Raw genomic sequence first — 20,931 nt, forward strand, 5'->3', positions numbered from 1 at the left:
TGCTATCTATGGCTCAAAAATCATGCTATGCGCAATCTTCTGCCAATTGATGTCGGCGGGGGTCGCGAAAATGCCAAATCTCGATAAATTCGATATTGCCATCCTGAAGTGCCTGCAGGAGGATGCACGGGCCACAAATGTCGAGATCGCCGAGAAGGTGAACCTTTCGCCGTCGCCCTGCCTGCGCCGCATCCGCAATCTCGAACGGTCCGGGATCATCCGCGGTTACACGGCAGATATCGATCGCAAGGAGGTCGGTCTCGGCCTGACCGTCTTCGTCGAATTCAAGGTCGTCCAGCACAGCCGCGAAAATTCCGAGGCGCAGCAGAAGGCGCTGCTCGCCATCCCCGAGATCGTCTCCTGTTTCCTGATCTCAGGCACGGCCGATTTCCTCGCCGAAGTGGTGGTGGAGGATCTCGCCGCCTACGAACGGCTTCTGACGGAAACGCTGTTGACCCTGCCGAATGTCAGCGACATCCGCTCGAACTTCGCCATCCGCAGCATGAAGACGCATGGGCCGTTGAAGTTGCCCGAGGGAAAATAATTTCCCTCGGGCATTATTGCGGGTTAGAGCAGCGTCCCGCTGAGGATGAGCAGCGCCACCGAGAAGTAGATGACGAGCCCGGTGACATCGACCAGCGTGGCGACGAAGGGGGCCGAGGCGCTGGCCGGATCGAGCCGGAGCTTCTGCAGCACGAAGGGCAGCATCGAACCGCAGATCGAACCGAAGGTGACGATCCCGATCAGGGCGGCAAACACCGTAACGGCGACCATCTGCCAGTGCGGGCCGTAATCGTAAAGCCCGGCCGACTGCCAGAAGACGATGCGGATGAAGCCGACGAGGCCGAGGATCGCGCCGAGCACGACGCCGGTCGGCAGTTCGCGCAAAAGCACCTTCCACCAGTCCGAGAGCTTCAGCTCGCCGAGCGCCAGCGCCCGGATGATCAGCGAGGTCGCCTGCGAACCGGAATTGCCGCCCGAGCTCATGATCAGCGGGATGAACAGCGTCAGCACCACGGCCTTTTCCAGCTCGCCTTCGAAATGCTGCATGGCGCTTGCCGTCAGCATCTCGCCGAGGAAGAGCGCAGCGAGCCAGCCGGCGCGCTTGCGGATCATGCCGGCGAAGCTGATCTTCATGTAGGGCTGGCCGAGCGCCTCCATGCCGCCGAACCTCTGGGCCGCTTCCGTCGTGTCTGATATCATCGTGTCGATCACGTCGTCGACAGTGACGATGCCGAGTATTTGCCCCTGTTCGTCGATGACGGGCAGGGCAAGCAGGTCGTGCTTGCGGATCAGCCGGGCGACATCCTCCTGCTTCATCAGCGGATCGGCCGAAACCGGCGCGCCCTTCTGTGCCACGGAAAGGATCGAAGCCTCCGGCTCGCCGGTGATGAGGCGACGCAGCGTCACCACATGCAGCAGCGCATGGCTGACCCCATCCAGCACATAGATGGCGTAGACGGTCTCGCGCGAGCGTTCGACCTGGCGCACATGGTCGAGTGTGCGGGCGACGGTCCAGCTGTCAGGCACACTGACGAACTCCGTCGTCATGATGCCGCCGGCCGTGCGCGGCGGATAGCCCATCAGGTGCTGGATCGCGATGCGCACCGGTTCGTCGAGGCTGGAGAACAGCCGGGCGCGGGTCTCGCCGTCGAGTTCGAGCAGCACGTCGGCGACGCGGTCGTTCGACATGCCGTGCAGTAGCCGGGCGGCATCCTCGGCGCTGATCAGCGCAAGGATCTGTGCGGCGTTGCGAAGCTCCGGCCGGTCGAGGATGTTGACCGCATAGTCCAGCGGCATGCCGCATAGAACACGCCCGGCGTCCTGGACGCTCAGCGCGTTCAACGCTTCGACGCGTTCGGCGATCGTTGCGCCGCGGCTGTTGTTGATGAAGGCACGGGCGGCGTGGCCTGCCCGAAGAGGGAAGCGATTGATATTCATTTGAGGCTCGCCTTTCCGTCGATCCGCCGTAGCGTCCGATCAGGCGAGCCGACAGGCGTCGGTCAGCGCACGAGGGTCGCGTACGGCAAAGGCAATCGACTGCTACTGTCGCTTGGCATCGTTATGATGGCTCCGTTGAAATCCGTGGCTGACGAGTGTCATCCACGTGAATGCTAGGTGGTCCCGAACGCGGAAAAAGTCAAGCGGGATAAATGCTTAACGCCAGAATGCCGCACCCCTTGATGCGGCATTCCAGGCGGACATGGTTTGTAGATCTTGCTGCTCCGAAAAACACCGGCCCTGCCGGCTGCGATCTCAGAATCCTGCAAGCACCGCTTTGCCCCTCATCCTGCCGCTTTCGACCATGGCATGCGCCGTCTTGAGGTTTGACGCATTGATCGGCCCGACGATCTCTGAAAGCGTGGTGCGGATCTTTCCGGCGTCGACGAGTTCGGAAATCTTGTTCAGCAGCTTGTGTTGCTCGATCATGTCAGGGGTGCCGTAGAGCGGGCGGGTGAACATCAGCTCCCAATGGACAGAGACGGCCTTGCGCTTGAAGGGTACGATATCGAGCGTCTTCGGATCGTCGATCAATGCGAAGCGGCCCTGCGGCGCAATCGCTTCGACGATGTCGCCGATATGGCTGTCGGTATTGGTGGTCGAGAATATGAATCCCGGCGCGCCGATGCCAAGCGCTGCCACCTGCGGCGCGATCGGCCTAGAATGGTCGACGACATGATGCGCGCCGAGTTCCTTCACCCAGTCCTGCGTTTCCGGCCGCGAGGCCGTGGCAATCACCGTCAGGTCGGTCAATACCCGGGCGATCTGAATGGCGATCGAGCCGACGCCGCCGGCGCCGCCGATGATCAGGATGGAGCGTCCCGCTCCCGAAACCGCGTCCTGCACCTTCAGCCGGTCGAATAGCGCTTCGTAGGCCGTGATCGAGGTCAGCGGCAGGGCGGCCGCGGCCGCGAAATCGAGGCTCTTCGGTTTGGCGCCGACGATACGCTCGTCGACGAGATGGAATTCGGCATTGCTGCCCGGGCGGCTGATGACGCCGGAGTAGAACACCTCGTCGCCGGGCTTGAACAGGGTGACATCAGCGCCGATGGCCTTGACGATGCCGGCGGCATCCCAGCCGAGCACCTTGAGTTCGTCTGCGGGCGGCGCGGAATGGGCGCGCACCTTCACGTCGACGGGATTGACCGAAACGGCTTTGATCTCGACGAGCAGATCGTGGCCTCCAGCCTCCGGCATCGGCAGCTCGACATCGATGAGCGAGGTCTCGGCGGAGATCGGCTGGGGCGTTCTGTAGGCGACGGCGCGCATGGGAAACTCCTGTGTTCGTTGCACGGAAGCTAGATGCGCACTATAGTCTGACAACGCAAGAATGCACAAATTCTGTACGTAGTACCCAAAAGGATACTGTAAAATGTCATTGCCGCGCCAAGCTCGTCAAGAATTTCCCCGGTTGCCCGGTCGAAGCGACGCTGACTTACCTCGACGGGAAGTGGAAGGGCGTGATCCTGTTTCATCTGATGCAGGGAACCCTGCGCTTCAATGAATTGCGGCGTAAGCTGCCGGCCGTGACCCAACGCATGCTGACCAAGCAGCTGCGTGAACTGGAAGAGTCTGGCCTGGTATCACGCACCGTCTATCCGGTCGTGCCGCCGAGGGTCGAATATGCAATGACGCCGCTCGGCATGACGCTGAAGCCCGTCATCCAGGCATTGGCCGCCTGGGGCGACGATTATGTCTTCTGCAGCCCGGAAGGCCGCGAGCTGCGCTTGGCCTCAGACGGCCTGCGCGCTCCGGTCGCGGCGCTCGAGGCGTAGCGAGGCTGCAAAGACGAACAGGCCGAGGAAGGACAGCGCCGCGCCGACATAACCGGTTGCCGCAAAACCGTACCCCCCGGCGATGACGAGGCCGCCGAGCCAGGCGCCGATCGCATTGGCGATGTTGAAGGCGGAATGGTTGGACGCGGCCGCAAGCGTCTGCGCGTCGGCGGCGACATCCATCAGCCGCGTCTGCAGCGCCGGGCCGGCGGCAAAGCCGCAGCCGACGAGGAAGACGGAAAGCCCGAGAAAATAGGGATTGGCGGCGGTCAGCGAGAAGGTGGTCAGCACGACGATATTATAGATCAGCGACCCGCCGATCGTGCCGAGCAGCGATTTGTCGGCGAGCCACGAGCCGATGAAATTGCCCGCATTCATGCCGACACCGAAGAGGACCAGCATGATCGGAACGGCCGTTTCCGGCAGCATCGCCACCTCAGTCGTCGTCGAGGCGATATAGCTGAACATCGCGAACATGCCGCCGTAACCGACGGCGGCGATGCCGAGCGTCAGCCACACCTGCGGCCGGCGGAAGGCGCCGAGTTCGCGCAGGAAGCCCGCTTCCGCGGAAACCCTGTCCTTCGGAACGTAGAACCAGATCAGCACCACGGTCAGCAGGCCGAGCACGCCGACCGAGAAAAACGCCACCTGCCAGTCGAGCGACTGGCCGAAGAAGGTCGTCAACGGCGTGCCGAGAAGTGTGGCAACGGTCAGGCCGAGCATGACGCGGCCAACGGCACGGGCGCGGCGATGCGCCGGCACCATCGAGGCGGCGACAAGGGCCGCGACGCCGAAATAGGCGCCATGCGGCAGGCCGCTGACGAAGCGCAGCAGCGTGAAACTTTCGAAGGTCGGCGCCATGGCGCTCGATATATTGCCGGCGGCAAAGATCAGCATCAGGGCCAAAAGCAGCGTGCGGCGCGCCATCTTCGCAGCGAGCACGGCAATAACAGGTGCGCCGACGACGACGCCGAGCGCATAGGCGCTGATGACGTAGCCGGCTTGCGGCGTCGTGACCGAGAAGGTCTGGGCGACATTGGGCAGCAATCCCATGATTGCGAATTCCCCGGTGCCGATGCCGAAGCCGCCGCAGGCGAGCGCCAGCTGGACCAGCGCCACGGTCATTGCCGATGGCAGCGCTTCATCCTGGCGATCAATGGAGTTCCGGCTATCGACTGAAATATTGGCGGCAATCTCACTCACGAGAGCTCCTCGAGGCGGTTTCTGCTTGGCAATGGCCGCTGGCGCAGGCGCAGCCGCAAGCCGATCGGTGGAAATGGCGGGAGGTGGAGACGATGTCTCCGATAGACCATCTATCCGTGAGCTCTCGGCTGTCGTCGAGTGCATTTTTTGCAGTGCAGCGTCCTGCTATGTGCATACGTCTATTGCAATTTTTGCATTTCTGCCCTTTGTCAGGAAAGAAGGCTGCGCTTGAAATCGGCGATACCGCAACCATCTCAGGGCAAGGCAGGAGCATTTCCGCGCCAGAGACGGGAGCTCTTATGAAGCTTGTAGGCTTTTTCAATCGCGACGGCGGGACCTTCAAGACCACCGACATGCTGGCCTATGAGAAGAGGGCGGAGGCGGCTTTCCGCGAAGCGGGGCACGATTTCGACGCCATCGTCTTCTCAGGAAAGGAAATCGTTCCTGCCATGGAGCGGGCGGCCAAGCGCGACGATATCGACGGTATCGTTGCCGGCGGCGGCGACGGCACGATTTCGGCGGCGGCATCGATCGCCTGGAAGAACGGAATTGCGCTCGGCGTCGTGCCGGCCGGCACGATGAACCTCTTTGCCCGCTCGCTGCGTGTGCCGCTCGATATCTGGCAGGCGCTCGATGTGCTTGCCTCCGGCGAGGTCGACAATGTCGATATCGCCAGCGCCAACGGCCGGCCCTTCATCCACCAGTTTTCCGCCGGCCTGCATGCCCGCATGGTGCGTTACCGCAACGCTTACAGCTATCGGTCCCGGCTGGGCAAGATCCGGGCGAGCACGAAGGCGGCTTTGGGCGTCATCTTCAACCCGCCGGAATTCGAGGTCGAGTTCGAGGCGATCGGCATGCGCGAGCGCCGCAGGGTGTCGGCGATCTCAGTCTCCAACAATCCCTTCGGCGAGAACGCGCTGCTCTACGCCGATAATTTGAGAAGCGGCGAACTCGGCTTCTACACGGCAAATCCGCTGAAACCCCTCGGTGTCGCCCGCCTCGCCATCGACATGCTGCGCGGCAAGGTCCGCGAGAATGCCGATGTCATGGTGATGCATCCGGCCGAAGTGCACCTGCATTTCCCGAAACTACGCTCCAAGGCTAATTGCGTCATGGACGGCGAGTTGCTGCCGCTCGAACGCGACGTCTCGATCCGGCTGCATCCGGGCGAATTGAAGGTTCTCGTCAAGCAGGGTCTCGCCGCCCAGGTGAATGCGGACGAACGCCGCGAGCCCGCTGCGTAAGTCGGCCGGCTGCGTAAGTCGGCGTCGCGTAATTTCAGAGCCGCGGCAGATAGGTGCGGTAATCGAAATCCGAGACGGTGCGCAGATGCGCAAGCGCTTCCTTGCGCTTGGTGTCGCCATAGAGCGCCTGATAACGCGCGCCGAAGATATCGGTGATGAAGGGCGAGGTGCGGAAGGTCTCGACGGCGCTGAGGAAATCATGCGTCAGTCGCGCCGTATTCGCAGGTATGTACGAGGGCGTCGTCTCTTCGCCGGGGTCGAGTTCGCCGTCGAGACCGGCGAGCATGCCGCCGAGGATCGCTGCCAGCAGCAGATAGGGATTGGCGTCGGCGCCGGCGACGCGGTGTTCGATGCGTGCGGCCGGGCCATCCTTGTCGGGTATGCGGATCGCCGTGCCGCGATGGCCGCTGCCCCAGGTCAGATCGACAGGCGCAAACGAGCCCGGCTGGAAGCGGCGGTAGGAATTGGCGAAGGGGGCGAAGATCAGCTGCGCCGCGCGCATGGTATCGAGCAGGCCTGATATCACCGATTTGAGCAGCTTCGGCTCGCCGCCCTTGGCATCGAGGATGTTGCGGCCTTCACCGTCGATGATGCTCGCATGCACATGCAGACCGGAGCCGGCATGTTCGGAATAGGGCTTGGCCATGCAGGTCGATTTCAGCCCGTGGCGGCGCGCCGCCTGTTCGGCGATGCGCTTGAGATAGAGGCAATCGTCGGCGGCTGCCAGCGCATCCGCGCGGTGCAGCAGGTTGACCTCGAACTGGCCCGGACCGAATTCCGCCGTCGTCGCATCCGCCGGCAGGTCCTGCGCCCTCGCATAGGCCCTCAGGGTCTGCAAATAGCCATCGAGCGCGTCGACGGCGCTCATGTCGTAGAGCTGGAAACCGTTCGGTTGGCCGCGATAGCTGAGGCTTTCGGGCGGGCAAGGGCGTCCGGTCTCGCGCCAGTCTCCCGACATCACGTAGAATTCCAGTTCGGTGGCGACGACGGGCGTTAGCCCGCGCGCCGCATAGCGCTCGACCACCGAGGCGAGGATGGCGCGCGGATCCATGAAGCTCGGGCTGCCGTCGAATTCATGCATGGTTGCGAGCACCTGCATCGAGCCCTCGGGCGCCCAGGGCATCGGCGCCAGGCTGCGTCGGTCGGGGACGACTTTGCCGTCGGGATCGCCGATCGTCAGCGACAGGCCGGTGATATCGTCATTGTCGTCGCCCCAGATGTCGAGCGATTGCGTCGAGGTCGGCAGACGGATGTCACCGGCCCAGACCTTGTCTTCGGCGCCGGGCGGAAGCTGCTTGCCGCGCAGGTCGCCGTTCATGCCGACGATCAGGATCTCGAAACGCGGGTCGTCGCCTTTCGTCTTGCCGTCCATCCTGTCGCTTGTCATGACCTTGAAAATCCCCCGGGACAAGGCCAAGCTCCTATCCCATCGACATCAGCCTTTCAATCCGCGAGGGTCTTTACCAATCATGCCCGATACTTACCCACCCTCGAATCTTGCCGCGATCGACGCCGCGCACCACCTGCACCCCTTCGCCGACATGAAGAAGCTGAATGCCGAGGGCGCGCGTATCATCCAGCGCGGCGAGGGCGTCTACATCTTCGACAATCACGGCAGGAAATATCTCGACGGCTTCGCCGGCCTCTGGTGCGTCAATATCGGCTACGGCCGCCGGGAGATTGCCGACGCCGCCACCAGGCAGATGAATGAGCTGCCCTATTACAACACCTTCTTCGGCACGACCTCGACGCCGGCGACGCTGCTTGCGCAGAAGGTCACCTCCCATGCCGGGGGGCGGTTCAACCATATCTTCTTCACCGGCTCCGGCTCGGAGGCGAACGACACCTGGTTCCGCATGGCCCGTGTCTACTGGAGCGCCGTCGGCAAACCGTCGAAGAAGATCGTCATATCGAGGAAGAACGGCTATCACGGTTCGACCGTCGCCGGCGCCAGCCTCGGCGGCATGAAATACATGCATGAGCAGGGCGATCTGCCGATCCCTGGAATCGTCCATATCGGCCAGCCCTATTGGTACGGCGAGGGCGGCGATCTCTCACCCGCCGAATTCGGTCTCAAGGTTGCCCGCGAGCTCGAAGCGAAGATCGACGAACTCGGCGAGGAGAATGTCGCCGCCTTCGTCGCCGAACCCGTGCAGGGGGCTGCCGGCGTCATCATCCCGCCCGAGACCTACTGGCCGGAGATCGACCGCATCTGCAAGGCGCGCAATATCCTGCTGGTGACCGACGAGGTAATCTGCGGTTTCGGCCGTCTGGGCGCCTGGTTCGGCCACCAGTATTTCGGCGTCGAGCCCGATCTGGCGCCGATCGCCAAGGGGCTTTCCTCCGGCTACCTGCCGATCGGCGGCGTACTCGTCAGCGACCGCATCGCCGATGTGCTGATCAACGATGTCGGCGACTTCAACCACGGTTTCACCTATTCCGGCCACCCGGTCTGCGCTGCCGCAGCCCTCGAAAACCTGCGCATCATCGAAGAGGAAAGACTGGTCGAGCGCGTGCGCGACGATATCGGCCCCTATTTCGGCAGGGCCTGGGCAGAGCTCGCAGACCATGATCTGGTCGGCGAAGCCGCCAGCATCGGCCTGATGGGCGGACTGCAGCTTGCCGCCGAGAAGAGCACGCGCGCTCGTTATGCCAAGCCCGATCAGGTCGGTGCGCTGGTGCGCAACCACGCGCTGGTGAACGGTCTCGTGCTGCGCGCCACCGGCGACCGCATGCTCGCCTCGCCGCCGCTCGTCATCAGCCACGCCGAGGTGGACGAGATGGCGAGGATCACCAGGCTGGCGCTCGATTTGGCCTGGAAGGAACTGAAATCCTGATTGCGCTCAGCCCAGCTAGCTGGGCCTAAAGCTCGAAATCCTGCGACTTGATATCCTCGGCGCCATGCTTGACACGTAGGACCACGATGCGGTCGTGATAGGAGCGGTAGTAGATGCAGCGGTTCCGGTAGGGCAGGCCGCGCAGGCCTTCCGCAATGTGGTCGCGTGGAGATCCGGTGAAGTCCACTTCGGCGATCCAGGCGATCTTCGCGGTCAGGTCGGCCAGAAACTCATGCGCGTAGTGGGGGCTGCTCTCGGCGATATAGCGTCGAATATTCCGCAGATCCTCAATGGCGGATGGAGCGATAATCAGGCGTTTCGGTTTGATGGCCTTAGCTTTCGTTCATGACGTCTTTGAGGAGCTCCGCGCCGGTAGCGTATTCCTTGCCGAGGCCGGCTTCGATCTCGGCATCCGCCGCCTGAATATCCTTACGCAGCACCTGCATTTTCAGCTCGTGGTCGGCGAGCATACGGATGCCTGCCCGCACGGCCTCGGTTTCGGTGCCGAACCGGCCATTGCGGACAAGATCCGATAGAATCCCGTCATAGGTATCGCCAAGGGAAAAGGTTTTTGCCCGTGCCATGTAGATTTACTCCCTGCTCTTAGTGTATGACAAATACAATACTTTTACAATATTCGAGCATGCTGGATATGGCCAACGAGCTAATGGCTCAGCGCCTCCGAGCACAGTGAATGAGATAGCGAGGATCACGAAACTGGCGCTGGATTTGGCCTGGAAGGAGCTGAAATCCTGATTGTGCTCAGCCCGGCTGGTTGACCCAAGCATAGCCGAAACGGTAGCGGTCGTCGCCGCGCCCATAGAGATAGGGCACGTCGATCACCGACGCCTGCGGTGCGGACACGCCGAGATGGGTCTGCAGCCATTCAGCCATATCAGGCGGAAATGCTTCGCTTCCTCCCCTCTGCGGGAGGAGCCACACCAGGAGAAGCGGTCGCCGGCCGGTAAGATCCGGGTGGAAGCCAGGATAATCCACCGAGAGGATCGGCACGCCGGGAATATCCTGCCTGAGATTGCCGGCGAGCAGGCTGTCCCCGGCAAGGATCGCCGCCGGTTCGGCCTGTTTGCGCAAGGTTTCCAGCATGCCGGCATAGGGCCTGTTCAGCCGCTCGTAATGACCGGAAAAGCGCGCAGTCGCAACGCTCCCGTAAAGGGCCGCCGGCACGCCGATCATGATGACGGCGACGATGGGCATGAAACGCCGGAACGCCCTGTCTGTCGCGACGCCCACTGCCTCGATCTTCAGGCAGAAATAGAGCGGCAGGATGAAGAGCATCGGCACCAGCCAGCGATCCTTGATGCCGGCCGCGCCGCCGAAGACGATCAGAAGCAGAATGCCGGCGAGGAAGACGAGCATCATCCGCTCGAACAGCCGCGTCCATTCCGAACCGGCGGTCAGCGCCGGACGAAGGCTCTTGCCGAAGACGATCGCGAACACCGCCACAGTCAATCCGGCAAAGCTGATGATGGCGAGAGCCAGAGAACTGATGCCCATGGACACCTGCTTAAGATAGCTCGCATCGCCGCTCGCGGTCATCTTCTCCAGGGTGCGTGCGGTGGCGAAATCGAGATTGTCCTTCAGCCAGAAGAGATGCGGCAGGGTGATGACGAGCGCCACCGCCGCCGTCAGCACCAGCCGCCAGTCGAAGATCCGTGGCCGCAGGCGCGCATCCGAGAGCGCGGCAATGAGGGCTGCCGCCGGCAGGATCGCGAAATTATATTTGGCAAGCAGGCCGAAACCGATGCCGATGCCTGATATCAGATAGGAGGCAAGGCTCGGCTGCTTCAGGCTGCGGATGAAGCCGTAGAAGAAGATGCTGGCCGAGAAGAACACCGCGACCGTGTGCGTCAGGTCGCGCTGCATCTCGAAAGCCATCTGCGGGATCGTCAGCAGCCCAAGCGTGGCGATCGCCACCAGCGCCTTGTCGCGCAGGATAAGCCGCGCGGTCAGGCCGTAGAGCACGTAGGAGCTGAACAGCAGTAGGTTCTTCACCACCGAAAGGGCGGTTAGCGAGACGCCCGCAAACTGGAAGACGGTGTATTGCAGCCAGTTGTAGAAGGGCGGCTGCGGGCCGTAGCCGGCGGCAAGCCATTGCGAGCGGAAGGCCTGTTCGGCCTCGTCGAGATCGAGCGAATGCGAGGTTGCGAGCCGCACGCCGACCTGGAGCACGAAATAGGTTGTCAGCAGAACGAAGATCCAACTGATGTCGCGACGGCTGCTCTCGGTCATTCTATCTGGTCTCCGGCCGAACCCAGGCGTAGCCGAGCGCGAAATTGTCGCCCTGGCGGCCGAAATAATAAGGAAGCGACAGCGAGCCGATCTCCTGCAGCGCAATGCCCGCCGCCGTCAGCGCCGAAGAGAACCGCTCCGGCATGACCGCATCGGCAGCCGTCGCCGTCTTTTTGCCCCGCCAGACGATCAGCACCGGCCCCTTGGCATCGTCATAGGCCGGAATGCCCGGCGCCGGAAAATCCGGGATCACCACCGGTACATCGGGAAATTGCAGCCGCATGTTCCCGCCGATATAGGGGTCGGAAGCGATCACCAGCGCCGGTTCCACCTGTCGTGTCATCTCGCGCGAAAAACCTGCCATCGGCACATTCGGCCGGCTATAGGTGCCGATCAGCCCGGCGCCGACGACACGGAAACCGAGGGCGATCAGCACGCAGGCCATCAGCACCGGCAGTACCGGCCGGAGGCGGCGCAGCCCGGCGGAAAGGTCGAGCCCGGCCGCCTGCATTTTCGCCAGGAAATAGATCGGCAGCACCAGCAGGAACGGGTCGAGCCAGCGCTCGCGAACCGTGGTGGAGCCGGTGAACAGCACGATGAGAGCAATGCCGGCGAGACTTGCGAGCATCATCCGCTCCATCATCCCAGTCCAGCGGTTGCCCGCCGAAAGCGCCCGGACAAAATCCCGGCGGAAGGTGGCGGCGAAGATCACGACCGGCAGCGCCGCAAAGGCGATGATGGCAACGAGAAAGGCGAGAAGGCCTTTGCCGATCCGCACGGCGCCGGCCGGTTCGCTGCCGGCGGCCATCTTGACCAGAGTGTCGGAGGAGGCGAATGCGAGATTTCCCTGCAGCCAGATCGCGTGCGGCAGGACGATGACAAGCGCGACAGTGATCGCCGCCAGCATGCGCCAGCCGAGCGCCCTGCGCCGCCATTCGGCATCGGGCAGGATGGCGATTAAAGCGACGACTGGCATCAGCGCGAAATTATATTTCGAGATCAGCCCGATGCCGGTCGCAAGCCCGAGCAGCAGGTAGCTGCCGATATCGGGGCGGTCGAGCGTGCGGAAGAACCCATAGAGAAACAGCGAGCTGGCAAAGAGCAGCGCCGTCGTGTGGGTCAGATCCTGCTGGGCCATGTAGGAGACCTGGGGCAGGGTGATCAGCGCCAGCATGCCGACGGCGGCAAGCGCCTCGTCCTTCAGCGCCCGCCGTCCGGCAAGGCCGTAGAAGAGATAGGATAGGAACAACAAGATGTTCTTCGGGACAACAAGCGCGCCGATCGACATGCCCGCCACCGAAACGGCGGCATATTGCATCCAGTTGTAGAAGGGCGGCTGCGGGCCGTAGCCCGCCAGCAGATATTGCGAGAAGAAGGATTGCTCGGCCTCGTCGAGCTCCAGCGAATGCGGAAGCGCGATGCGCAGAGCGATGTTGAGCACGAAATAGGCTGCAAGCAGCAGGCCCGCGGTTTTGATCGTCCTCGTCGCGCGCTCCAGCATCGTGCTGCCGGCTTAGGCTTGGGTTTGATCGTCGAAGATCTGCCGCACGATATAATTCGGAGAGGCATCGTCGCGGTAATAGGTGCGCGCGATCATTTCCGCCAGGATGCCGGTGGTGATCATCTGCACCGACGACAGCAGCAGCACGACACCGACCATCAGCATCGGTCGCGTGCCGATGTCGTTGCCCAGGATGAACTTGTCGAAGCCGAGATAGAGCAGGATCAGCATGGCGAGCGCGCCGAGGCCGAGACCGAGCGAACCGAAGAAATGCCCCGGCCGCGCCTTGTAGCGCATGAAGAACATCACCGACAGCAGATCGAGGATGACGCGGAACGTGCGCGAAATGCCGTATTTCGAAACGCCGTGCTCGCGGGCATGGTGGGTGACGGCCATCTCGCCGATGCGCGAACTCGGGACGACACCGGCGACCCAGGCGGGGATGAAGCGGTGCATCTCGCCCATCAGCTTCACCTGCTTGATGATCGAGGCACGGTAGATCTTCAGGCTGCAGCCGTAATCATGCAGTTTGACGCCGGTGATGCGGCCGATCAGGGAGTTGGCGCACCAGGAGGGGATCTTGCGCAGGAACAGACCGTCCTTGCGGTTCTTGCGCCAGCCGACCAGAAGGTCGAGTTCACGCCGTTCCAGCTCGGAGACCATCGAAGGAATATCCTTCGGGTCGTTCTGCAGGTCGCCGTCCATCGTCGCGATCAGACGCCCGCGGGCGGTATCGATGCCGGCCTGCATGGCGGCAGTCTGGCCAAAGTTGCGCTGCAGCTCGACGATCCTAAGCGCCAGCCCCTCGCCTCCGACGTATTTGCGGGCGTTGACGAGCGTCGCATCCGTGCTGCCGTCATCGACGAGGATTAGCTCCCAGCGATGGGGGTAGCTAACCATCGCAGCCACGACACGCTCGATAAGCGGGCCGACGCTTTCCTCTTCGTTGAAAATGGGCACGACCAGCGACAGTTCGAGCGATTGTACCGGATCATTCGTACCGCGAATGGGCTCTACGGTTGTCTGCAACTTTCATCTCCAAAAGGCCGGACGGCCGAGCAAGCCTTACTGCTGCCGCCGCACTTGCGGAAGGCTACTACATGAAGTGTCCGCCGGTTGCCAGCCGGCAATGGCGGTTTCCCATAATCGGCTGATCTGCCGCGGCGCTATTTGGCGCCGCCTTCCACCCAGGAGTAACCTATGGAGAAGCTGCGTTTGCCGTCACCGAAGAGATAGGGCAGCGTCAGCGTCTTCAACTCCTGCAGATGAATGCCCGATCTCACGAGGTCATTGGCGAAACCGGGGGAAATTGTCGGGTCATCTGCGGTCTCGCCGCGCCAGATAACCAGAACCGGTCCCTTCGCGTTCGCATATTCGGGAACCCCGGCACCCGGAAAGAACGGGATCACGACGGGAATGTCGGGAAACTCCAGCCGCATGTTGCCTGCCACGAACTTGGTTCCCGCCAAAATGAGAACCGGCTTGCGGGTCGCGGTCAATTCAGTCACGTAGCCGGAAAAGGGTACGTTCGTTCTCGTATAAGTGCCGATATATTGAATGCCGACGATCCGGAAAAGAAGGATCGACAGGATGACGACCATGAAGACCGGCACCACTGGCCGGAAGCGGGCAAGACCGGCGGAAAGATCGAGGTCTGCGGTTTCCAGTTTCAGGAACAGATAGATCGACAGGACGAGCAGGCATGGGTCGAGCCAGCGCTCGTGGATATCGCTCGCGCCGGCGAACAGGATCACGCCGACGAAGGCGAGTAGGCTGATGACCATCATCCGCTCGATCACCCGGATCATCGGGCTGGAAGAGGAGAGCGAGCGAAAGAAGTCGCGCCGGAAGGCGGCAGCAATGAGAACGATCGGCAATGCGACGAAGCCGAGGACGGCGATGATGAGAGATAGCAGTCCCTGCCCGATGCGGGGGAGGCCGGCCGGGGCCAGGTGTTCGGCGGTCATCCGCTCCAGCGTCGGCGCAGAGGCGCTGGCGAGATTGTCAGGCAGCCAGAGCGCATGCGGCAGCACGATCAAAATGGCAATGACGGCCGCCGGCAGCAAACGCCAGTCGATGAGACGGTTGCGCCATTCCCGCTCCGGCAGCACGGCGATCAGGGCGGCAAATGGCAGGATAGCGAAATTATACTTCGAGATGAGCCCTATCCCGGTGGCGATGCCGATGAGGAGATAGCTCCCGATCGTCGGCCGGCGCAGCGTGCGGAAAAAACCGAATAGGAAGAGCGAGGTCGCAAACAGCAGGGCAACCGTATGGGTCAGTTCGCGCTGCGCCATCAGGCCGACCTGCGGCAGGGTAATCAGGCTCAGCATGGCGATGGCTGCGAGCGAACGGCTCTTCAGTACCTCGCGGGCAGCAAGCCCGTAGAAGAGATAACAGCCGAAGAGGATGATGTTCTTGGGCACCGAGAGCACCCACATCGATATGCCGGTCACCGAAACGATGGCATATTGGATCCAGTTGTAGAAGGGCGGCTGCGGGCCGTAGCCGGCGAGCAGGTATTGCGAGTAGAAGGATTGCTCCGCCTCGTCGAGATCGAGCGTATGCGGCAAGGCGATGCGAAGCGCGATGTTCAGCAGGAAATAGCCTGCCAGAAAAATGCTTGCGCTCGTAATGCTTTTGGTAATCCGCTCCAACATCGTCTCCACGTCAAGCCGGCAAGGCGCCGTCACGGCGCTCGGATCGTCGGCGTGGAAGCCTGTTCGCCACCGCCGCCATCAACTCCGCCGTTGTGCGCAACCTTCATTTCTCCTAAAAGGCCTGGCGACGGAACCGCTGCCTATGCCGAAGCCAAGCGAGGAATGCCTACTACATGAAGAGTTCGATCGTTGAAAGCCGGCAATCCTGGTTTATGCGCAATCGCATGACCGTTCTGACGGTCGTCATCGTCGCAGCCTATGGCCTCTTCATCCAATGGTTCTGGGGTTGGCCTGTTATCATCAGGCAGTGGGCCGATGTCGGCGCGGGTCCGGTGATCGGTGCGCTGGTGCTGCTGACGAGCACCTATTTCCTGCGCACCTGGCGCATCTATGATTATTTTCCGAAGGAAACGGCTGGCCGGTTCGCGGTCCTCTTCCGCGTCACGCAGATCCACAACCTGTTGAACATCATGCTGCCCTTCCGCACCGGCGAGACCAGCTTTCCGCTCTTGATGCGCACCGAATTCGGCATTCCGCTGACGCGCGGAACCTCGGCGCTGTTCGTCATGCGGCTGCTTGATCTGCACGCCCTTCTGGCCGCCGCCGGCATCGGTTTTGCCGTCGCTTCAGCCGATGCGGCTGTTGCCTGGTCGCTCTGGACGGTCTTCCTGTTGCTGCCGGTCGCGGCTTTCGCCGCCCGCAAGCCGCTGCTGCGCCTGGCCGCCAGACTGCTGCCGAAGAAGGCGCAGAAATTCGTCGCCGAGATCGAAAACGGCTTGCCGCTCGATGCCATCGCCTTTGCGCGCGCCTGGGCGATGACCATCGTCAACTGGCTGGTGAAGGTGATGGTGCTGGCCTGGGCGCTCGGCCTGATGGGTGTGTTGCCGATGGCCGCAAGTTTCGGCGGCGCGCTCGGCGGCGAGCTCTCCTCCGTGCTGCCGATGCATGCGCCGGGCGGCGTCGGCACCTATCCGGCCGGCATCACCGCCGGCGCCATCGCCTTGGGCGCCTCGAGCGAGCGGCTGGCCCTGGCCGCGCTGGCGCAGGCAAGCGTCAATGCCCACCTGCTGATCATCGTCTCGGCACTGACAGGCACCGCGATTTCACTGCCGCTCGGGCGTCGCGGCAAGCTCTGAAATCCGTTTTCTCAAAAACGCCTGCTCCGGCTCCTGCCGGCAGAGAGACAGCGCCGTTTCATAGGCCTCGATCGCCTCATCGGTCCGGCCTAAACGGCGCAGGAAATCGGCGCGCGCCGAATGGGCGAGATGATAGGCCTGCAGCTCCCGGCGTCCCAGAATGCTATCGACCAGATCCAGCCCCTTCGCCGGCCCTTCCGCCATCGCAATCGCCACGGCGCGGTTGAGCTCGACGATCGGGGAGGGCTGCGCCGCCAGAAGCAGATCGTAATAAAAGGCGATCTGCCGCCAGTCGGTCTCTTCAGCAGCCGGCGCCCGGGCATGTTCGGCGGCGATCGCCGCCTGCAGCGTATAGATGCCGATCTCTCCGGCTTCCATCGCCGCGGCGAGCAGCGCCAGGCCTTCCGCAATCTTCGCATGATCCCAGAGCGAGCGGTCCTGATCGGCAAGCAGCACCAGCGATCCGTCCCCGACGCGGCGGGCGGTGCGGCGGGAGTCCTGCAGCAGCATCAGCGCCAGCAGGCCGGAAACGTCGGGATGCGGTAGCAGCGCCAGAAGCAGCCGCGCCAGACGGATCGCCTCTGCGGTCAGGTCGGCGCGGACCACCTCCTCGCCCGAAGAGGCCGAATAGCCCTCGTTGAAGACGAGGTAGATAACGTGCAGCACCCGGTGGAGCCGCGGCGGCAGCGCCTCGCGGCCCGGCACCTCGTAGGGGATCCTCGCCGCCCGGATCCTGCCTTTGGCGCGCACGATCCGCTGGGCGACCGTCGGCGCCGGAATGAGGAAGGCATGGGCGATCTCTTCGGTGGTTAGCCCGCAGATTTCCCTCAGCGCCATCGCCATCTGCGCATCGGCCGGAATGAGCGGATGGCAGCAGGTGAAGATCAGCCGCAGCATGTCGTCCTCGATCGGTTCCATGCCGCCGATCTCCGTTGCATCGGGCGTGTAGAGGCTGTCTTCGATATGATGCTGCGAAGCATCGAAACGCGCCCGCCGCCGGATCGTGTCGATCGCCTTGAAGCGCCCCGTCGAAACGAGCCAGGCGACTGGATTGCCGGGAATGCCGTCCGCCGGCCATGTCCGGGCGGCCGCGGCTAAGGCGTCGTGAAGCGCTTCCTCCGCCCGGTCGAAATCGCCGAGCAGGCGGATCAGCGTCGCCAGCACCCGGCGCGACTGCGTCCGATAGATTTCCTCGATCACGCTTTCCAACGGCGCACCTCAGTCCGGCAAGGTTAGCATCCGCACGGGCCTCAGTTCGACCGCGCCGAAACGCGCCGACGGGATCCGTCCGGCAATTTCCCTGGCTTTCACCACATCCGGCGCTTCGATGACGTAGAAGCCGGCCAGATGCTCCTTCGTCTCGACATAGGGGCCGTCGGTGGCAGACAGTCTATTGTTTCGAACCTGCAGCACGATCGCCTTGTCCGGCATCTCAAGCGCATCGGCATGGATCATGATGCCGTCGCGGCGCAGCTTCTCGTCGAAGGCGAAATGCGCTTTGACGAGTTCATCGGTTTCATCAGGCGTCAGCGTCCCGTCCGTGTCGGCGCTGTTATAAATCAGGCAGATGTAGCGCATGGCTATTTCCCATCCTGGATGGCGTAAGTCGGGCGCACTTCGATTGAGCAATATTTGAGGATCGGAAAACTCGACGCAATCGTCTTCGCCTCCTCGATATCCTCGGCTTCGATCAGCACAAAACCTCCGAGGTGCTCTTTGATTTCGGCAAATGGGCCATCGGTCGCAAAGGCTTCGCCATTACGCAGGCGGACCGTGACCGCCGTTGACGGTTCATGCAAGGCGAGCGCCACCAGCAGATGACCGCTCTCTCGCCAGCGATTGTCGCTGGTGATGCACTCCTGTGTGAGCGCATCCCATTCGGTCTGAGGGACCAGCTTGCTTTTTTCCGTGTCGAACCAGATCTGGCATAGAAATTTCATTGGTCTCTCCTCATTTAGCTCCGAATTCGTGGATTGGCCGCACTTCGATCGCCCCGAGCCTGGCCAGCGGAATGCCTGACGCAATGCGGATCGCTTCGTTGAGATCCTTTGCCTCAATCAGGATGAAGCCGCCGAGCGCCTCCTTCGTCTCGGCGAAGGGACCGTCGGTCACCGACATCTCGCCACTGCGCACCCGCACGGTCACCGCCGATTTCGGCGGCTGCAGCGCCTGGGCGACGATCATATGCCCGCTTTCGACGAGGTCCTTGTCATAGTCCAAGGAATTGGTGTCGAGTTCTATCTTTTCCTCTTTCGTCATGGCGTCGAGTACCCCGCCATCGAACCAGACCTGACAAAGATATTTCATCGCGGCAGCCTCCTTGTGAGCGTTTCAATAACCTTGGACGACCGAGCTCCACGCATTTCGACAGCGGTGGAAAAAATATTTGTCCCGGCCGGCTGTCGAAATCGCAAGGCAGCACTCGACAAGGCTTCATCGAAACCTGTCGAGGAGAACGGAAATGAGCATTCTTGAATTCGCCCTGGCAAGCCAGGTCTGGGCTCGCCGCCACGAGAAGCGACAGCTGGCACTCGACGATACCGATGCGCTGAAGGCTCTTCTGCGCATCGCTTTCGTCACCGTGGCCTTCACCCTGCTGATATCAGGGGTGAACCTTGCCGCCGCCAGGCCGCAGATGCTGGCCGAGGGGTCGGCGCCGGTCGTCACGGGCAGATGAGGAAACGGCCTATTGGAAAGCCGTTTCGAAGAAGCTGCGCAACTTGCGTGAATGCAGCGCTTCCTTCGGCATGGCGGCCAGCTTCTGGACGGCGCGGATGCCGATCTGCAGGTGCTGGTTGACTTGCGTGCGGTAGAAGGCCGTCGCCATGCCCGGCAGCTTCAATTCGCCGTGCAGCGGCTTGTCGGAGACGCAGAGCAGCGTGCCGTAGGGCACGCGGAAGCGGAAGCCGTTGGCGGCGATCGTTGCCGATTCCATGTCGAGCGCGATTGCGCGCGCCTGGGAGAGCCGCTTCACCGGCCCGCGCTGGTCGCGCAGTTCCCAGTTGCGGTTGTCGATCGTGCCGACGGTGCCGGTTCGCATGATGCGCTTCAGCTCGAAACCCTCGTAGCCGGTGATTTCGGCAACGGCGGCTTCCAGCGCCACCTGCACCTCGGCCAGCGCCGGGATCGGTACCCAGACCGGCAGGTCGTCGTCGAGAACATGGTCCTCGCGCATATAGGCATGGGCGAGAACATAGTCGCCGAGCCGCTGGCTGTTGCGAAGACCGGCGCAGTGGCCGAGCATCAGCCAGGCATGCGGGCGCAGCACGGCGACGTGGTCGGTGATCGTCTTGGCGTTGGAGGGGCCGACGCCGATATTGATCATGGTGATCCCGGCATGGCCCTTCTTCTTCAGATGGTAGGCCGGCATTTGCGGCAGGCGGGTGAGGGCGGAATCCGTTTCCGGCGCGTGCGAGCCGGGCAGGGTGACGACATTGCCGGGCTCGACGAACGCAGTATGGCCGTCGCCGCCCTCCGCCATCAGCTTGCGCGCCCAGCTGCAGAATTCGTCGATATAGAACTGGTAGTTCGTAAACAGCACGAAGTTCTGGAAATGCTCGGCATGTGTCGCCGTATAATGCGACAATCGGGCGAGCGAATAGTCGATGCGCTGCGCGGTGAACGGCGCGAGTGGCGAGGGCTCTCCCGGCGGCGGGATATATTCGCCGTTGGCGATCTCGTCGTCGGTGGTGTTGAGGTCGGGCGTGTCGAAGATATCGCGCATCGGAATGTCGACGAATGCGTTGGTCGATGCTTCCACATGCGCACCCTCGCCGAAGGCGAAGTGCAAGGGGATCGGCGTCGTCGATTCCGAGACGATGACAGGAACGTTGTGGCTCTTCATCAAGAGCGCCAGCTGCTCCTTCAGGTAATGCTTGAAGAGCTTCGGCCGGGTAACTGTCGTCGTATAGATGCCGGGTGCCGTGACATGACCATAGGAAAGCCGCGAATCGACATGGCCGAAGCTTGTCGTCTCGATGCTGACCTGTGGATAAAAAGCGCGGTAGCGCGAGGAGATCGGCGCGCCCTGTGCGAGTTCGGCGAAGCTCTCGATGAGAAACGCCGTATTGCGCTCGTAAAGCGCCGTCAGCGCCTCGACCGCCTTGGCGGGATCATCGAAACTCTCAGGCTGGAAAGGCGGTGGAGAGGAAATGTCGAGGGGCGACAAAGGGGGGATTCGTTTGTTCATGACACATTATAGAGAGTTGTTCTTGACAAGCAAACGACGCGCGCCGACGGATTCCGATTTTTTATCCTGCTGCCTGTCCGATGCGATGTCGTCCAAAAGTGTGCAGCGGTTTTGTATGACGATCTGCATAAATCA

At 62.4% G+C, this 20,931-nt stretch carries 21 protein-coding genes; 6 read left to right on the top strand and 15 right to left on the bottom strand.

Features of this window, described 5'->3' with window-relative positions:
- Window positions 1-22: 22 nt before the first annotated feature.
- Window positions 23-544: an Lrp/AsnC family transcriptional regulator gene (locus ACM5SV_RS09575; protein ID WP_017993465.1), complete on the top strand. Its 522-nt coding sequence runs from the start codon at window positions 23-25 to the stop codon at window positions 542-544.
- Between the two features lie 23 nt (window positions 545-567).
- Here the strand turns inward: ACM5SV_RS09575 and mgtE are convergent, their stop codons facing one another.
- Entirely contained in the window at window positions 568-1,941 is a 1,374-nt protein-coding gene (mgtE, locus tag ACM5SV_RS09580) for a magnesium transporter (protein ID WP_222014364.1), read from the bottom strand.
- A gap of 315 nt (window positions 1,942-2,256) precedes the next feature.
- Entirely contained in the window at window positions 2,257-3,270 is a 1,014-nt protein-coding gene (locus tag ACM5SV_RS09585; protein ID WP_222014362.1) for a zinc-binding alcohol dehydrogenase family protein, read from the bottom strand.
- A gap of 161 nt (window positions 3,271-3,431) precedes the next feature.
- On the opposite strand from ACM5SV_RS09585, the gene ACM5SV_RS09590 reads away from it, so the two are divergent.
- Window positions 3,432-3,776: a winged helix-turn-helix transcriptional regulator gene (locus ACM5SV_RS09590; RefSeq protein WP_419425186.1), complete on the top strand. Its 345-nt coding sequence runs from the start codon at window positions 3,432-3,434 to the stop codon at window positions 3,774-3,776.
- On the opposite strand, the gene ACM5SV_RS09595 is transcribed toward ACM5SV_RS09590, so the two are convergent.
- Window positions 3,735-4,979 (bottom strand): MFS transporter, encoded by a 1,245-nt coding sequence (locus tag ACM5SV_RS09595; RefSeq protein WP_222014360.1) that lies wholly within the window; start codon window positions 4,977-4,979, stop codon window positions 3,735-3,737. The two genes, ACM5SV_RS09590 and ACM5SV_RS09595, sit on opposite strands and share 42 nt — an antisense overlap.
- A 299-nt stretch (window positions 4,980-5,278) precedes the next feature.
- On the opposite strand from ACM5SV_RS09595, the gene ACM5SV_RS09600 reads away from it, so the two are divergent.
- Window positions 5,279-6,223, top strand: a complete 945-nt coding sequence (locus ACM5SV_RS09600) for a diacylglycerol/lipid kinase family protein (RefSeq protein WP_012756741.1) — start codon at window positions 5,279-5,281, stop codon at window positions 6,221-6,223.
- 34 nt (window positions 6,224-6,257) lie between these two features.
- Here the strand turns inward: ACM5SV_RS09600 and ACM5SV_RS09605 are convergent, their stop codons facing one another.
- Window positions 6,258-7,610 (bottom strand): glutamine synthetase family protein, encoded by a 1,353-nt coding sequence (locus ACM5SV_RS09605; RefSeq protein WP_222014358.1) that lies wholly within the window; start codon window positions 7,608-7,610, stop codon window positions 6,258-6,260.
- Window positions 7,611-7,692: 82 nt separating this feature from the next.
- Here ACM5SV_RS09605 and ACM5SV_RS09610 point away from each other — a divergent pair, with 82 nt between their 5' ends.
- A complete protein-coding gene (locus ACM5SV_RS09610; protein WP_222014356.1) occupies window positions 7,693-9,060 on the top strand; it encodes an aspartate aminotransferase family protein in 1,368 nt (455 codons plus the stop codon).
- Window positions 9,061-9,085: 25 nt separating this feature from the next.
- Here the strand turns inward: ACM5SV_RS09610 and ACM5SV_RS09615 are convergent, their stop codons facing one another.
- The 6 genes from ACM5SV_RS09615 to ACM5SV_RS09640 form a co-directional block, all read right to left on the bottom strand.
- Window positions 9,086-9,388, bottom strand: coding sequence for a type II toxin-antitoxin system RelE/ParE family toxin (locus tag ACM5SV_RS09615; protein WP_080518538.1), 303 nt, complete (start codon window positions 9,386-9,388; stop codon window positions 9,086-9,088).
- A 4-nt stretch (window positions 9,389-9,392) separates the two neighbouring features.
- Complete coding sequence (locus ACM5SV_RS09620; protein WP_017993470.1) at window positions 9,393-9,644, bottom strand: ribbon-helix-helix domain-containing protein; 252 nt, start codon at window positions 9,642-9,644, stop codon at window positions 9,393-9,395.
- 178 nt (window positions 9,645-9,822) lie between these two features.
- The gene (locus ACM5SV_RS09625) at window positions 9,823-11,310 is read right to left on the bottom strand and encodes an ArnT family glycosyltransferase (RefSeq protein ID WP_222014354.1); all 1,488 of its coding nucleotides are present in this window, start codon (window positions 11,308-11,310) and stop codon (window positions 9,823-9,825) included.
- Between the two features lies 1 nt (window position 11,311).
- Window positions 11,312-12,811 (bottom strand): glycosyltransferase family 39 protein, encoded by a 1,500-nt coding sequence (locus tag ACM5SV_RS09630; protein ID WP_222014352.1) that lies wholly within the window; start codon window positions 12,809-12,811, stop codon window positions 11,312-11,314.
- Window positions 12,812-12,823: 12 nt separating this feature from the next.
- Window positions 12,824-13,840 (bottom strand): glycosyltransferase family 2 protein, encoded by a 1,017-nt coding sequence (locus ACM5SV_RS09635; RefSeq protein ID WP_222014351.1) that lies wholly within the window; start codon window positions 13,838-13,840, stop codon window positions 12,824-12,826.
- A gap of 137 nt (window positions 13,841-13,977) precedes the next feature.
- Complete coding sequence (locus tag ACM5SV_RS09640) at window positions 13,978-15,471, bottom strand: ArnT family glycosyltransferase (protein WP_222014349.1); 1,494 nt, start codon at window positions 15,469-15,471, stop codon at window positions 13,978-13,980.
- A gap of 173 nt (window positions 15,472-15,644) precedes the next feature.
- Here ACM5SV_RS09640 and ACM5SV_RS09645 point away from each other — a divergent pair, with 173 nt between their 5' ends.
- The gene (locus tag ACM5SV_RS09645; RefSeq protein ID WP_017993475.1) at window positions 15,645-16,607 is read left to right on the top strand and encodes a lysylphosphatidylglycerol synthase domain-containing protein; all 963 of its coding nucleotides are present in this window, start codon (window positions 15,645-15,647) and stop codon (window positions 16,605-16,607) included.
- Here the strand turns inward: ACM5SV_RS09645 and ACM5SV_RS09650 are convergent.
- From ACM5SV_RS09650 to ACM5SV_RS09665, 4 genes are read right to left on the bottom strand one after another with little or no spacing between them, the layout of a single operon-like run.
- Window positions 16,575-17,816, bottom strand: a complete 1,242-nt coding sequence (locus tag ACM5SV_RS09650; RefSeq protein ID WP_222014347.1) for an RNA polymerase sigma factor — start codon at window positions 17,814-17,816, stop codon at window positions 16,575-16,577. The two genes, ACM5SV_RS09645 and ACM5SV_RS09650, sit on opposite strands and share 33 nt — an antisense overlap.
- Window positions 17,817-17,825: 9 nt before the next feature.
- Complete coding sequence (locus ACM5SV_RS09655; RefSeq protein WP_222014345.1) at window positions 17,826-18,185, bottom strand: YciI family protein; 360 nt, start codon at window positions 18,183-18,185, stop codon at window positions 17,826-17,828.
- Between the two features lie 2 nt (window positions 18,186-18,187).
- Window positions 18,188-18,547 carry a YciI family protein gene (locus ACM5SV_RS09660; RefSeq protein ID WP_221973281.1) on the bottom strand — a complete coding sequence of 120 codons (360 nt, stop codon included), beginning with the start codon at window positions 18,545-18,547 and terminating at the stop codon, window positions 18,188-18,190.
- Between the two features lie 10 nt (window positions 18,548-18,557).
- Complete coding sequence (locus ACM5SV_RS09665; RefSeq protein ID WP_221973280.1) at window positions 18,558-18,914, bottom strand: YciI family protein; 357 nt, start codon at window positions 18,912-18,914, stop codon at window positions 18,558-18,560.
- 154 nt (window positions 18,915-19,068) lie between these two features.
- Here ACM5SV_RS09665 and ACM5SV_RS09670 point away from each other — a divergent pair, with 154 nt between their 5' ends.
- Entirely contained in the window at window positions 19,069-19,284 is a 216-nt protein-coding gene (locus tag ACM5SV_RS09670; protein WP_260689519.1) for a hypothetical protein, read from the top strand.
- Window positions 19,285-19,293: 9 nt separating this feature from the next.
- Here the strand turns inward: ACM5SV_RS09670 and ACM5SV_RS09675 are convergent, their stop codons facing one another.
- On the bottom strand, window positions 19,294-20,796 hold the full coding sequence (locus ACM5SV_RS09675; RefSeq protein ID WP_221973278.1) for an AMP nucleosidase: 1,503 nt from the start codon (window positions 20,794-20,796) through the stop codon (window positions 19,294-19,296).
- Between the last annotated feature and the right edge of the window lie 135 nt (window positions 20,797-20,931).

The sequence above is a fragment of the Rhizobium sp. CRRU65 genome (assembly GCF_048551595.1).
Classification (GTDB): Bacteria; Pseudomonadota; Alphaproteobacteria; order Rhizobiales; family Rhizobiaceae; genus Rhizobium; species Rhizobium leguminosarum_J.

Bases quoted from the DNA above. Each gene is read 5' to 3' on its own strand.
- ACM5SV_RS09575 (WP_017993465.1), top strand. From the start codon at position 23: ATGCTATGCGCAATCTTCTGCCAATTGATGTCGGCGGGGGTCGCGAAA.
- mgtE (WP_222014364.1), bottom strand. From the start codon at position 1,941: ATGAATATCAATCGCTTCCCTCTTCGGGCAGGCCACGCCGCCCGTGCC.
- ACM5SV_RS09585 (WP_222014362.1), bottom strand. From the start codon at position 3,270: ATGCGCGCCGTCGCCTACAGAACGCCCCAGCCGATCTCCGCCGAGACC.
- ACM5SV_RS09600 (WP_012756741.1), top strand. From the start codon at position 5,279: ATGAAGCTTGTAGGCTTTTTCAATCGCGACGGCGGGACCTTCAAGACC.
- ACM5SV_RS09605 (WP_222014358.1), bottom strand. From the start codon at position 7,610: ATGACAAGCGACAGGATGGACGGCAAGACGAAAGGCGACGACCCGCGT.
- ACM5SV_RS09610 (WP_222014356.1), top strand. From the start codon at position 7,693: ATGCCCGATACTTACCCACCCTCGAATCTTGCCGCGATCGACGCCGCG.
- ACM5SV_RS09620 (WP_017993470.1), bottom strand. From the start codon at position 9,644: ATGGCACGGGCAAAAACCTTTTCCCTTGGCGATACCTATGACGGGATT.
- ACM5SV_RS09625 (WP_222014354.1), bottom strand. From the start codon at position 11,310: ATGACCGAGAGCAGCCGTCGCGACATCAGTTGGATCTTCGTTCTGCTG.
- ACM5SV_RS09630 (WP_222014352.1), bottom strand. From the start codon at position 12,811: ATGCTGGAGCGCGCGACGAGGACGATCAAAACCGCGGGCCTGCTGCTT.
- ACM5SV_RS09640 (WP_222014349.1), bottom strand. From the start codon at position 15,471: ATGTTGGAGCGGATTACCAAAAGCATTACGAGCGCAAGCATTTTTCTG.
- ACM5SV_RS09645 (WP_017993475.1), top strand. From the start codon at position 15,645: ATGAAGAGTTCGATCGTTGAAAGCCGGCAATCCTGGTTTATGCGCAAT.
- ACM5SV_RS09655 (WP_222014345.1), bottom strand. From the start codon at position 18,185: ATGCGCTACATCTGCCTGATTTATAACAGCGCCGACACGGACGGGACG.
- ACM5SV_RS09660 (WP_221973281.1), bottom strand. From the start codon at position 18,547: ATGAAATTTCTATGCCAGATCTGGTTCGACACGGAAAAAAGCAAGCTG.
- ACM5SV_RS09665 (WP_221973280.1), bottom strand. From the start codon at position 18,914: ATGAAATATCTTTGTCAGGTCTGGTTCGATGGCGGGGTACTCGACGCC.
- ACM5SV_RS09670 (WP_260689519.1), top strand. From the start codon at position 19,069: ATGAGCATTCTTGAATTCGCCCTGGCAAGCCAGGTCTGGGCTCGCCGC.
- ACM5SV_RS09675 (WP_221973278.1), bottom strand. From the start codon at position 20,796: ATGAACAAACGAATCCCCCCTTTGTCGCCCCTCGACATTTCCTCTCCA.